Raw genomic sequence first — 12,768 nt, 5'->3', positions numbered from 1 at the left:
GTATTTTTGGATATGAAAAATCCCGACGAGATGTCGGGATTGCTTCAAAAAAGAACAATCTATAGTTATGCCGGATTGGGGAGGAACTTCTCCCAATCAAACGATTCCTTGCTCTCAATGATGCGCTTGATGTCATCAAAGAGGAGCGGGCGGACGAGGATTGGGCCGCCATCGGGGCCATCAACGGGGAGTCCCAAGAACACCACACCTGTGTTGTTGGGCGGGAAACCGTGTTCGCCGTAGACGTCCGTGTGCGTACCCGGAGGACCCATCAGGAAGATGGCCCCGGGAGTGATGATGAACGACAAGAAGTGCTTATCGCCATAGGTACGGACAATCATCCGACCCTCAAGGACACGCGAGGGGTTGCCTCGGCGCATTTCCTTGAGCACCGTTGGGCGAAGTGGGTCATTCCAGTCAACGCCGCCAGTGGGGGTATCGCGCATATCGAGACCCCATTCATAGCCGCCGTTGACCTTAACCGTTCCGTAACTAATGAATCGGCTTCCGTCGAGCGGAGCTTTGACGAGATCTCGAAGCGCGTCGCCCTCATCCTTAAATTCAGGATATGTCCGGAGCAGTGCGCGAATCTTGTCCGCATAGAGCGGACCTTCTGCCATGCGGCGATCAATCGTCTTCACAAAGTGGTTGCCGGTGCCGATATTGATGACACCTGGGTCGCGTGAGTCGTAGGGGACCCCAGCAAACTTGGAGACGCCACGGATCTTTAGCTTCGCATGTTCTGCGCGCTGCAAGATACCGCGGTACATATCGAGATTCTGCTCAACCAACTTTTCGAATACCTCGAGCACCTGTTGCTGCGTCCAGTCGAGACCCCGGATTTCCAACTGATAGAGCATAAGCTCGCGCATGTTGGCAAAGATCTCGAGCGCCGCGCCCTTGCTCGGGGCACGCTTCGCTTTGTCCATTTCCTTACGCCACGTGTCTTCAATCTGTGTACGGGAAAGTTCATGCACGTGCGGCTGAAGATGCGTCTCGAAGTGGTTGCCCTGTGTTACGTCGTCGTTTGAACTGAACATATGCACAGGCGGCATCTTACCATTGCCCAACAATCCTTCACGGCGCATCATATAGCAGACTGCCTCGAACATTCCGAGGTACGTGCCTGTCTCTTTGCACCACACGATTGCACGGTTGCGCGAACCGATGTGGATGTCTGTCGAAATGAAATACCAGAGGTAGCGCGTGGCGGGGAACAGAATTGGCGAGGTGGTGTTTCGAACACCCCACGTGCCTTCTTCACCGAAATCCTTCGTGCGCATACGGAACTTGTCCAATGCGCCGATTGAGATAGGCTCCGGAGGCATGAGTACGCCGTTCACAGTCTCAACCAGGAGTACTCCCGGCTGGAACTGTTCGTTAAAGACTGCCTTGTTAATCGGGTGCACTTTACGAATGATATGTCTCAATGCTTCTCTCAAGAACTTGCTGTCCACGCACATGGGCGCTACTGCGAAGTACGAATGTCCGCGCTTGCCGTCTGCATCGCGCTCGCGCGCTGTGAAGCGCGCGTTCAGAGGATAAGGGTGGCACACAATGATTGCATCAGCCAGATCTTTGCGAAGCACTTGCGGACCATGGGCCCCCACTCGGTTCGAGAGGAGCATGTCGGTCACTTTCACATGGTCCGGGACGGAGAGTTCGATTGTCTTTCCGCCGAACGAAATGTGCGTAGTATTAACACCGATTACCTTACAGTTCGGAATGCTTTGTTCGAAGCGTCCGATAACATAGGCAAGCATAGCGAGGTACTTACGGACAAAATCTTGGTCGCGAACAGCAGTTGTCGCAAATCGCGCCTTCAACTTTGCCAATCTCTCAATTTCCTTAGTGAGGCGCTTCACCTGCGACTCATTGCCCTCTTTCTGGGCTTTGCCGAGAGCGTTCCTCGCAGTCTTGAGAGCCATTTCGTTTGCTTGCTGTCTCTTGATAGTCGCATAACGAATGTCCCAATAGGCCGCGGCGACGATGAAGTCTTCTTCCTTACGGCCGAGGACGATATAGGTCTTTCCCGAGAATTCAGGTCGTCCTTCGTAAGGTTTGCGCTTCGGAAGATGGGTAATCTTTTCCCAACCAGTGAGAAGGTCTTCGAACACCTCATTGGCGGTTTCATAGATAACCTCATCATCAGGAAGAGTGTTCAGGATTCTCATTGCCTCCTCACGATATGAAGGGTCAAGGATCGCCACATTGACGTTGCGTCCCGAAGAAAGTGCGCGGAGCGCCTTCAGGGGGCCGCCTGCTTTTGTCAGATCGAGGTCAAGCAGGTTGGTCAAAAATACAGTGTCACACCCGAGACGTTCTGCCGTCGAGAGCGCTTGCCGCACGGGGTTGTCTTCCATGACGCGCGCATGCTTCAAGCCGATATTGGCACCGTTGATGATCATGAATCGCCAATGCTTAGTATCCTTTGGTTGGATGACGAAAGGACGGGAAGTGGTTGCCGACGGGATCTCGAAATCTTCGACCCGCTTGATACCACCTTCACCGCCGATGCGGTTGATGCCGTGTAACAAGAGAGGCGCGTGCGCCTCAACCTGCGTCATACCCGAAAGATCTCGTACCCGCTGTTCTACCATGGGAAGGGGAATGTACGGATGTGCACTCTGGAATTTTTCGAGACGTCCAGGTGATCCACCGCGCCGCACAACACCCTTGAGGGCAGTGAGCGTGCCGGTTTTGCCCTCTGTCCAGATGAGGGTAGGCAGTGCGTCCTTAACCGCTTCAGCGTTCAAAACAAGGCCCTGTTTCTTCAGGGCATCTTTGAATTCATCGGAGAGTGTTTTCGCGAGCGCAACTTCAGGGTCCTTTTCCTTCACCAGAAGGCCGCCCTGAATCAACTCCTTAGCACGTTCCCGCAATCGGGGAAGGTCCCACACAGTCTGCTTCTTTTCCTTAGCCATTGCTCTGATTTGTCAATGTACGACAAATCCTCCTTCTTTCTTCCCACATAGTAGCGTGAAAATTTTTTTAGACACCCTTGCCAGGATTATGAAAGTATTGTTCAATATTGGTATGCGAAAAAGATTGCCTCTTACCTTTTTTAATCGTTCGACGACGAGGGTTGCCGAAGAACTGCTCGGCAAGTTTTTGGTGCGCAAGATTCGTGGACGCGAAGTTGCCTACATGATTACCGAGACAGAAGCGTATGATGGTCCGCACGATAAGGCGTCTCACGCCTCACGTGGGCGCACAAAACGAAACGAAGTTATGTTTACTGAGGCTGGTGCCATATATATCTATTTTACCTACGGCATGCACTGGATGTTCAACATCGTGACGGGGGAGAAAGAATACCCGGCAGCTGTGCTTATTCGTGCCGTAGATACCATACAAGGCCCCGCACGTCTGACTAAGGGGTTGAAGATTGATAAAAAGCTCAACGCAAAAAAGCTCGGTACAAAAACGGGGCTCTGGGTCGAAGACAGGGGAGTCAAAATAAAAAGGTCCGCTGTAAGGCGGACCGCGCGTGTCGGGGTGGCGTATGCGGGGAAGGTGTGGGCGCACAAACCCTATCGCTTTATTCTCGAGCTTGAGTAAGGATGTTTAAAACAAAACGCCGTCCCCACTTGTGGGACGGCCCATGTATAATGACTATTGAAATTATTTACCCTTAGTGTGTTTCGCTGCGGTAACTTGCCCACCTCGTGCCCCAAGTTTCCGACTCATGGCACCCCAATACGATTTGCGTCTCGAACCTTGAACACCAGATTCATTCAAAGTGAAACGTATCGCATCTTTCAGGGCAGTTTTATGGCCCAAGCGAGGACGCAGTCGGCCATATTTTGCTGAGGCTTCGGTCACCATTCGACCAAGGAGTTCTTGATCCATTTTCGTCTCCCCGTTGTACCAATTAAAACTTTAACATATTCAGTCATATTTGTCAAAGGAAAGAGAATAGATAAAAAGCCGCCTGGAGAAGGGGCGGCTCAAAAACTTATATCGTTAAGGAGTGACGCCTTGCTTTTCTCGCCAGGCGTTAAATACTTCGGAAATATTCTTCCAGGTAATGCCGGCAGGATCAGCGCCGATGACCGTTGAAGCCCAGAGGCCGCGGAAGATCTCCGACCAAGGGGCGTCGGGCGGCAGGTCGAGCCCCAGGGCTGTCTCTCGCCGTGTCTCTTCCACGTGGAGTTCGCCAAATTTGATCGGTGTCATTGTTGCAACTGTTTCGATCGAGATATCGAAAGCTTGAGAAATGTTGCGATGGTTGAGCTCGGTCCACGGGGTGCCTATTGGTACGCCAAGCACCTGTGCAAGGCCGCGACGCTCCAACTCCATTGCCTCTTCAAGCATGGGGGAAATCTCTGCGTGCCTGCCGTCGACAAGGGCTTCGAAGACGCGTGTACGCATTTGGTCCATGACGCGCGATGCGGCTTCGATTCGAAGATCCCACGCGATGAAAAGAGAGTACCCGATGTCTTCGAGCGTCGCAGTAGGTTCGAGGCCAATCTCTCGGGCAGAAAAGATGAGACCGATCTGGTCCCAGGTCGTCTCGCGTACACCGCCGAATTGCTTTGCGGTGACCGTGCGCATGAACTCCCTCGCGCGCGTCTCCGAGGAGGCACTGGCGGCAGAGGCTTCGTGCACGAACAGGGAGAACGCAAGTAACGGGGCGAGAATAGCTGCTGACAAGACACGCATTGGATTTCCTTTTCACGACAAGCGGCGGAGCCGCTCACTTCTAATCAGAGTGTCTCACAAGGGTGGGGATGTGTCTACTACTACACATTAAAACGACGCGCAGGTCTAGGCCTGGCGTCGTATACTGTCCATATTTATTAGATAAATCCTCGATTACACAAATGTTTCTCTGCGAGTTTGGTGACTGCTATTGTCCGAAGATCATTCACTCCGCCCTCGTCAATCATGTCGAGCCAGCTCATGATGTGCACTAGCCGTAATCCGAAAAACTCAGTTGCGCTTGGCTTCGGGTTTCCCACGCGTACACAACCAAGGGCGAGCATCGGCTGGCAGGGGAATGAAAGCGTGCCCGGGTCGACCCAAAGCGGCTTCTCTGTAAGACGGATGATCTCACCGGGTTTGTATCCGGTCTGTCGCTCCACCTCAGCACGCACGGTATCTTCCAGCGATTGTCCGTCTTCGGGGTTCCCACCCGGTACCTCGCGCGTTGTTGCGTCCTTTAGGTCAAGGGTATTCAAAGAATGACGGGCCGCGTCAGTTGTGCCAAACGCTGCCTGGTGGCGGAATCGTTCTATGACAAGGACGTCATGCCTCGGCGTGATTGCAAGGGTAAGCACCGGACAGGCCTTCATGTGCGACACGGAGGCATGATCGATGCCGTCTGTACGCGGGTTCTTGAAACCCTGCGAGACAAGTGAACGGTCAGATGTTTCGGCTAAAACGCTCGGTGTGCCAATAAGTGTGGGGGTGCGCATCGGCTACCCTTCTTCAAGGCTCTGCTTCCGAAAGAACTATAACAGTCTTTTTAACTAAAGTCAACAAACTCAACCAATCATGCGGACTGTTCGTTGTTTCGGTGTGTGGGCTCATTAGGAGCTAGCTATTCGAGATGAGGCTAGGTCAAAAGCGAATCAATAACTTCTTTCACAACCATACCGTCTGCTTTTCCTCGCAATTCGGCCATAACCGCACCCATGAGCTTGCCCATGTCGCTTTTTTGAGATACTCTTAGTGCCGTCTTTTTCTTCTCTGCGACAGCGAGCACTTCCTCGCGGCTCATCATCTGTGGGAGATAGGCGTTTAAGTACGCAAGCTCCGCTTGCTCTTTTTCGACAAGATCGTTTCGTCCACCCGCCTGGAATTGCTCGATGGAATCGCGTCGTTGTTTTGCTAATCGTCGTATGACCGCAAGGGCGTCTTCATCAGAGAGTATGCCATCTGGCTTTTGCCGCTTTGCCACAAGCTCATTAGTAAATGCGGCGAGGAGGTTGCGCGCAAAAGAAAGTTTTAACTGGTTACGTGCTTTAAGTGCTTCTTTAACATCACTTTTTATCTTCTCATGCATAGAAACAAGTATACCATCGTCTGTGATACAATTAAATGACGTCCTTCCCTGATCTCTATGAATTTTCTTCCTCTTATAATTGGTCTCATCGTCGGCGGTGCCGTTGTCGGAGCTTTTCTCTGGCTTTTTTTACGGACTCGGACTCAAAAACCTGGTGCTGACAATTTCCTCCTTCTCCAACAGCAGATGCAGGAGCTCTCCAGGGTCATGGATGAAAAGCTCACGCGTTCGCATGAGACCATGACGGAGTCCATGCGGAACCAGTATCGCGAATCATCGAACATTATTCGCGATGTCACGGAGCGCTTGACCAAGCTCGATGAAACAAACCGGCAGGTGGTGTCGTTTGCCGATCAATTAAAGAATCTCCAGGACATTTTAAAGAACCCCAAACAGCGTGGGGTGTTAGGAGAGTATTACCTCGAGACACTCTTGAAGAATGTGCTTCCACCGGGCGCTTTCCAGATGCAGTATGCCTTCGCCAATGGTGAGATAGTTGACGCCGCTGTATTTGTAAAAGACAAAGTAATCCCCATCGACTCGAAGTTTTCGCTCGAGAATTATAACCGACTTGTTGAAGCGCGAGACCCTTCGGAAAAGGACCGTCTCGAGAAACTCTTTGTGAATGACCTCAAAAACCGAATCGTCGAGACATCGAAGTATATTCGCCCTTCTGAAAACACAATGGACTTTGCTTTTATGTTTATTCCACACGAAGCGATTTACTACGACCTTTTAGTCAACAAAGTGGGGGCCGTGACAGAAGACACAGAGAACCTAATCCAGCGTGCGGCAGGGAAGTATAAAGTGATTATTGTCTCACCAACGTCGTTCCTTGCGTATCTGCAGACAGTGCTGCAAGGATTGAAGGCGCTCCAGATTGAGGAGCAGGCGCAGGAGATTACGAAGCGAGTGGGGGAGCTGGGGAAACACGTGGGGAGGTACGAAGAGTATATGCAGAAGTTGGGTAGCGCCCTGGGCACCACAGTCTCGCACTACAACAATGCTTACAAAGAGTTCGGCAAAGTGGACAAAGACGTGCTCCGCATTACCGGCAAGGCGGCAGGTGTGGAGCCACTTGCACTCGAGAAGCCAGCGCGGGAGGAAGAGTAACCTCAATTGACGAGGCTTATGTTTTCCAATACTGTTATTTCAGAACACCTGATCGGTGAATGAATGGGCACACTTGCTAGGCTGCGCATGAAGCACCCCGCAGATCGTTTCGATGTGCTGTGGGGATGGGTCGGGCTTGCTCTCATCATCTTTATCTTTAACCTCGGCGGCGGCTTTTTTGAAGTTGCTGAGCGCGCCTTTGCGGGATTTCAGAGCTTACCAGCTCTTCTTGTGTTTTGCTGGCTACTCGTTTCGCTCTTGTATAAGGTCGCGTTGATGCTTAAGGTGAACGACAGCTTTTTGGGAAATACTTCCCTTTGTCTCGTCTTGCTGGGCGTCGGGCTTTCTATTGCCGCGTCAGGTATTCCTCCGCTCAATCAGATGGCTGACGAGATGTTTAACAAATCGTTTGCAGCGTTGCTCCCCGGTCTTATTGCCCTAATTGTCCTTATGGGTGATATGGCTGCTGTTACACGCGGGAGTAGCCGGAAAACTGGCATCCGAAGGTAAATGGACAACGATATACAAGCCTGTTCTCTCGCTTACAGAACAGGCTTTTGCTTTTTTTAGGGGTTTCTGGTATAGTCATTTGAACAAAAAACATATTTATGAAGCTCGCAATTATCGAAACCGGCGGCAAGCAGTACAAGGTAGCCCCGGGAGAACAACTTATTATTGAAAAGCTTGCCACAGATGAGCAGGCCGGCAGCACCATCACCTTCGACAAGGTGCTCCTTTTGGACGACGGTAAAGAGGTTAAAGTCGGGACTCCTTATGTAGCAGGGGCTACCGTGAAGGCAGAAGTCCTGGAGACCGGCAGGGGTGAGAAGGTAGTTGTCATCCGCTACAAATCAAAAGTACGTCAATTCAAAAAGAGGGGACACAGGCAACCATATACGAAAGTCAAAATTGCGGGCTAACCCCGCTTTTTTGTTTGTCGGAGTAGTATCTATCTAGAGTTTGACAGGTCATGCAAAAGATGGTATGTTCTGCGCAGTCGAAGCTGTCATCCCGACGGCGTGGGGAGACAAAGAGAAGCAAATGGGAAAGACACGAGAAGCAGACGATCCGTTTTTTGCGGAAAGACTCATTGGTGGCTTCACTCGTCTTGTGAGTGGTGGGACGAGAAACCAAATCAGGTTGTCTCGGCCGTGGCAGACACCCTTGCCAATCGCAAAGGAGACGTGCCCATATTGCACCAAGCCGCAAGAGGAAGTAGACATTCCCGCGATTCCGTATGGTTGGCGAGCGGTTTCCAATCCGTTCACACCCCACCGTCGTCATCGGCTCGTCATCCCGCACGCATGTTGGGACGAAGAGATGGTGCAAACATTGGGTGGTGGCGTCGGGATTATCGGGGCACTCCAGGCTGTGCGCATGGTCATTGAGAAAGACATGGCGGAGGGTGCCAAAACCGAAATGGCTGCGTTCGTTCACGTCGGGGCGAGCGCCGGTCAAAACGTGGGACATCTGCACTGGCACGTGGTTGAGGTACGGCCGGAGCGTCCACTCAAGACACGGGCAGTCAATTATGATGTGCCTTCTCCGCTCTTCGTTCACGAGGAGCACGATCTCCAGGTTCGCGCTCTGGGTGTACGCGCGGGCGAGTGCATGATCGTTTCGAAAAAAGTTTACCCTCCAAAGTTTGATGTTCATACCGCTTTTGATGTTGCCAGCATCATCGATTGGATCGTCAAGCGTGGCAACGAAAAGTGGATGAGCACACAAGGCATGCCGCCGGAGTTCACTGTCTTGGTCCGCATTTCCTCCGAAGGCGCGTTCCTCTACGCGGATTATTGCCCAATCCTTAGCATGTGGGGTGCAATGGAATATCCGCTTGCCCACTTTGAGGGCGGGCCGATCACACTCCCGTGGCCGCACGAAGTTACCGCCGCACATCTCCGCGGTTAAATAAAGTTACTCGCCATGCCTCCGGGCCTCTGGCGGGTTTTTTCTAGACAAACTCGAAATCGATGAGTCGCTTCTCGACATCCACTTTTTTTACCTTTATCTTCACCTTATCGCCAAGTGAAAACTTACGCTTCTTTTTTTGTCCAACAATACTAAATGTTGTTTCATCTAAGAGGTAGAAGTCGTCTCTAATATCGCGGAGCCGCACCATTCCTTCAGAGAGTGTCTCATTCACAGAGACAAAGATACCCTTTTCCATAAGACCAGTAATCGTCCCCTCATAGATTGTGCCGATGCGGGTTGCAAGATATTCCGCATGCTTAAATCGCTCCGATGCCCACTCGGCTTCATTGGCGGCGATTTCCTGTTCGGTGGCATAACGAGACATTGCTTCATATTCGGCGAGCTCTTCATCGGGGATTTCCCTTTTCTCTAAGCAGTCTCCTAGCATGCGATGTACCATGGTGTCGGGGTAGCGTCTGATGGGCGAGGTAAAGTGTGTGTAGTGCGAGAGAGACAGACCGAAGTGTCCAATGTTTTTTGTTGCATAAACAGCCTTCGCCATTGCCTGGATGGTCGCCATCTGGATGATTTGTTCGTGTTCTTGGCCCTTAACGCTCTCAAGGAGTTTGCCGACATCTTTTGCGGTCCAGTCGGTTTTGCCACGTGGTACCTGGTAGCCAAGCGCGTGCATGAGGTTTATGATTTCCCGCATTTTGTCCTCTTTGGGCACAGTGTGGACTCGATAGACGAAGGACTCTTCGATGCGCTTGCTAACAGAGGCCATGAAGTGTGCGACTTCAGTATTGGCGAGCACCATGAAGTGCTCAATCAACTTATTTGTCTCAAGGCGGGGCTTTTTGTAGATACGGACAGGTTTTCCATCGCGATCAATCTCGAAGCGCACTTCGTCTCTTTCGAACGACAGTGCACCTGCTTCTTTGCGCTTTTCCCCAAGCTTTTTTGAGAGCATGTCGAGCAAGGCAAGCTCTGCCGCAAAGACACCCTTCTTTTCGTCAAGCGTCTTCTGCGCATCTTCGTACGTAAAACGTTTTTTGGAATTGATGATTGTTCTACCGAACCAGCGCTTCTTCACGTTTGCATGCTTGTCCATCTCGAAGACAGCCGAGAAGGCGAGCTTGTCTTCGTTGGGGTTCAAACTACACAGGTCATTGGAGAGCACTTCAGGGAGCATCGGTATGGTGCGGTCGACGAGATAGACGGATGTGGCACGCCTCGAAGCTTCTTTGTCGATTGCTGTGCCGCGCTTCACATAGAAAGACGGGTCAGCGATATGGACGCCAATCTCGAAGTCGCCATTAGGAAGTGTCACGATCGATAGTGCGTCGTCAAAGTCCTTGGCATCTGCCGGGTCAATGGTGCATGTCGGGAGATCACGAAGGTCGCGTCGTACCGACAGTTCGTCCGCAAAGATTTCCGCCGCCCTTTTTTTGATATCATCGGCTTCGGCAAGTACTTCTTTGGAGAACGAGAGGCGAAATCCTCGCTCGAGCGCCGCGGCGCGCATCTCGGTTTCGTGTTTCCCAGCCTGACCAATGACTTCCAACACCTCTCCGAGCGGAGGTCTCTTGGAGTCAGTCCATTTTGTGATTTTGACAATAGCTTTATCACCAGCTTGCGCCTTACCCAGCTTGTCTTGGGGAATAGCGATATCGGTATACATCCTGCGAGACTCCGGATCAAGGAAGAAAAGTCCTCCCTCGTTCTTTATGGTGCCGACAAACTCTTGTCGTGCGCGCATGAGCACCTCGAGCACTTCGCCTCGCGTTGTCTCTGCCAACTTTGTCGTGCCTGGTCCTGGGTGGACAAGCGCTCTGACAAGGTCTCCATGGAGAGCAGTATTCAAATATGCGGGATCAATCTCGATGTCTTTGTCTGGAGATTCTTCCGCACTGAGAAAGCCTATTCCTCGTGAGCTAATTCTGATATTTCCTTGCACTTCAAGCTTTTTCCTTCCGTTCTCTTCTTTTTTCATAAGGGTATTGTTACATTTTTTATTCTTCTTGACAACAGAAACGCTTTTTGCTATACTACGCCAAGCAGTTCTACAGTTCCGTCGGAGCTGTGCGCTAGCGGTGGACCCCCTCCCATCTGCCGCAGGCGCACGCTCCGGCGGGCCTTCTCCGGACGCTCGCTCCTTGGTTGGACATTCCGAGGTACGCTTGAGTGTTCGCAGCCGAGCCGTTCACGACCTCCCGCGGTTCGGGACTGGGCGCCGCGATTCCTGGAAGTTCCTGGGATTGTGGCGCCCTTCTTTTTTATCTAGAACATACGAATTACTTATTGTATGCAAATTTCCATTCAACACAAGAAATTAGTAGCGGATAAACGCGAAACAGAAAAGCGTGTTTTTGTAACGCTCGATTATAGCACGAAGGAGTGGGAAAACATTCGCGAGGATGGACGACGCATCATGCGTGTCGGCACTGGTGAGCGCAAAGACATGACCCCTCGCAAATTAATATCCCTCATTCGTCGTATCATACGGACCGCAAAAGCTAATCGTTCGACCGAGGTAGTACTCACTCTCTCGGAATTTGTATTTCCCAAGCTCAAGCTTTCGGCAGAAGAGCTCGGCGTGCTCATTGCTCGCGAAGCCGAGTTGGCGAATTTTGATTTCAATCTTTTTAAAACAAAACCAAAAGAAGGATGGCGAGATGTGGAGAAGCTCACCATTGTCGATCTCAAACGCTCCAAAAATTTTGCCCGTGGCATTGAGCGCGGAGCAATCATTGGCATGGGAGTTAACGAAGCTCGTGTATTATCCAACACTCCAGGTGGAGATATGACTCCCGAGAAGCTTGCAGAAGCGGCAGAGACGCTATCGCACGGCACATCGATCAAGGTCACTGTATTTGGGAAGAGCGAGCTCGAGCGCGAGAAGATGGGTGCAATCTTGGGTGTTGGGCGTGGAGCCAAAGCGGAACCTCGCTTTATCATCATGGACTATCGCGGAGGGCGAAAGAGTGAGAAGCCAATCGTCCTCGTTGGGAAGGGGATCACCTTTGACACGGGTGGGCTCAATGTGAAGCCGGGACGTGCCATGACCGACATGCACATGGATATGTCGGGAGGTGCCGCAGTCATGCTCGCGGTTGTGCTTGCAGAGAAGCTCGGGATTAAGAGGAATGTTATTGCGCTTATTCCCGCCGCGGAGAACGCAGTCTCGGGAGACAGCATCCGTCCGGGCGACATTGTGCGCTCGCATTCTGGGAAGACCATAGAAGTGCTGAACACTGACGCAGAAGGACGGCTTATCCTGGCTGACGCGCTTTCGTATGCAAAGAAATACAAACCGCGACTTGTTGTCGATGTTGCGACGCTCACGGGGAGCTCCATTGCAGCCTTGGGGCAGAAGGCCTCAGCTATTCTCACCAAAGATGAGAATCTTCAGAAACTTTTTGTGCGACTCGGTGAAGAGAGTGGGGACTATGTATGGCCCATGCCACTCTGGGAGGAATATGAGGAAGATGTGAAGGGTGTTTTTGCAGACGTCGCAAACATTCCCACAAATGGGGCACAAGGAGGTGATGTCATCGATGGCGCCGTGTTCTTGCTCCAATTTGCGGAAGGATATCCGTGGGTGCACATCGATATTGCCCCACGTATGACCTCAATTCCGAGCGATTATCTAGGGAAGGGGGCGACAGGGGTTCCGGTGCGCCTCCTCGTCAAATTACTCCAGACATATAAATAGGGTTGACCCCGTACGA

General features: G+C 51.7%; 12 protein-coding genes. 6 read left to right on the top strand and 6 right to left on the bottom strand.

All coding sequences use genetic code 11. From position 1 onward, the window contains the following. Positions 1–65: 65 nt before the first annotated feature. Positions 66–2,924, bottom strand: a complete 2,859-nt coding sequence (locus HY455_03415) for a hypothetical protein (GenBank protein MBI4118556.1) — start codon at positions 2,922–2,924, stop codon at positions 66–68. Between the two features lie 112 nt (positions 2,925–3,036). Here HY455_03415 and HY455_03410 point away from each other — a divergent pair, with 112 nt between their 5' ends. Continuing rightward, complete coding sequence (locus tag HY455_03410; protein MBI4118555.1) at positions 3,037–3,561, top strand: DNA-3-methyladenine glycosylase; 525 nt, start codon at positions 3,037–3,039, stop codon at positions 3,559–3,561. A 63-nt stretch (positions 3,562–3,624) separates the two neighbouring features. Here HY455_03410 and HY455_03405 read toward each other — a convergent pair whose 3' ends face one another. From HY455_03405 to HY455_03390, 4 genes are all read right to left on the bottom strand, one after another. Further along, on the bottom strand, positions 3,625–3,852 hold the full coding sequence (locus tag HY455_03405) for a hypothetical protein (GenBank protein ID MBI4118554.1): 228 nt from the start codon (positions 3,850–3,852) through the stop codon (positions 3,625–3,627). A 114-nt stretch (positions 3,853–3,966) separates the two neighbouring features. Next, positions 3,967–4,665, bottom strand: a complete 699-nt coding sequence (locus tag HY455_03400; protein ID MBI4118553.1) for a hypothetical protein — start codon at positions 4,663–4,665, stop codon at positions 3,967–3,969. 137 nt (positions 4,666–4,802) lie between these two features. Then, a complete protein-coding gene (locus HY455_03395; GenBank protein MBI4118552.1) occupies positions 4,803–5,420 on the bottom strand; it encodes a hypothetical protein in 618 nt (205 codons plus the stop codon). 140 nt (positions 5,421–5,560) lie between these two features. After that, a complete protein-coding gene (locus HY455_03390) occupies positions 5,561–6,010 on the bottom strand; it encodes a GatB/YqeY domain-containing protein (GenBank protein ID MBI4118551.1) in 450 nt (149 codons plus the stop codon). Positions 6,011–6,067: 57 nt separating this feature from the next. On the opposite strand from HY455_03390, the gene HY455_03385 reads away from it, so the two are divergent. From HY455_03385 to HY455_03370, 4 genes are all read left to right on the top strand, one after another. Next, entirely contained in the window at positions 6,068–7,123 is a 1,056-nt protein-coding gene (locus tag HY455_03385) for a DNA recombination protein RmuC (GenBank protein ID MBI4118550.1), read from the top strand. 63 nt (positions 7,124–7,186) lie between these two features. After that, entirely contained in the window at positions 7,187–7,633 is a 447-nt protein-coding gene (locus tag HY455_03380) for a hypothetical protein (GenBank protein ID MBI4118549.1), read from the top strand. Between the two features lie 98 nt (positions 7,634–7,731). Continuing rightward, positions 7,732–8,043: a 50S ribosomal protein L21 gene (gene rplU / locus HY455_03375; protein MBI4118548.1), complete on the top strand. Its 312-nt coding sequence runs from the start codon at positions 7,732–7,734 to the stop codon at positions 8,041–8,043. Between the two features lie 64 nt (positions 8,044–8,107). Then, complete coding sequence (locus HY455_03370) at positions 8,108–9,034, top strand: HIT domain-containing protein (protein ID MBI4118547.1); 927 nt, start codon at positions 8,108–8,110, stop codon at positions 9,032–9,034. A 43-nt stretch (positions 9,035–9,077) separates the two neighbouring features. Here the strand turns inward: HY455_03370 and rnr are convergent, their stop codons facing one another. Then, positions 9,078–11,231: a ribonuclease R gene (gene rnr / locus HY455_03365; GenBank protein ID MBI4118546.1), complete on the bottom strand. Its 2,154-nt coding sequence runs from the start codon at positions 11,229–11,231 to the stop codon at positions 9,078–9,080. Positions 11,232–11,342: 111 nt separating this feature from the next. On the opposite strand from rnr, the gene HY455_03360 reads away from it, so the two are divergent. Beyond that, a complete protein-coding gene (locus tag HY455_03360; GenBank protein ID MBI4118545.1) occupies positions 11,343–12,752 on the top strand; it encodes a leucyl aminopeptidase family protein in 1,410 nt (469 codons plus the stop codon). Positions 12,753–12,768: the final 16 nt, after the last annotated feature.

Source organism: Parcubacteria group bacterium, from assembly GCA_016204045.1.
Lineage (GTDB): Bacteria > Patescibacteriota > Minisyncoccia > Phycocordibacterales > UBA2135 > JACQLQ01.
Note: the sequence above shows the minus strand (reverse complement) of the source record. Positions and strands in the feature narration are given on the sequence as shown.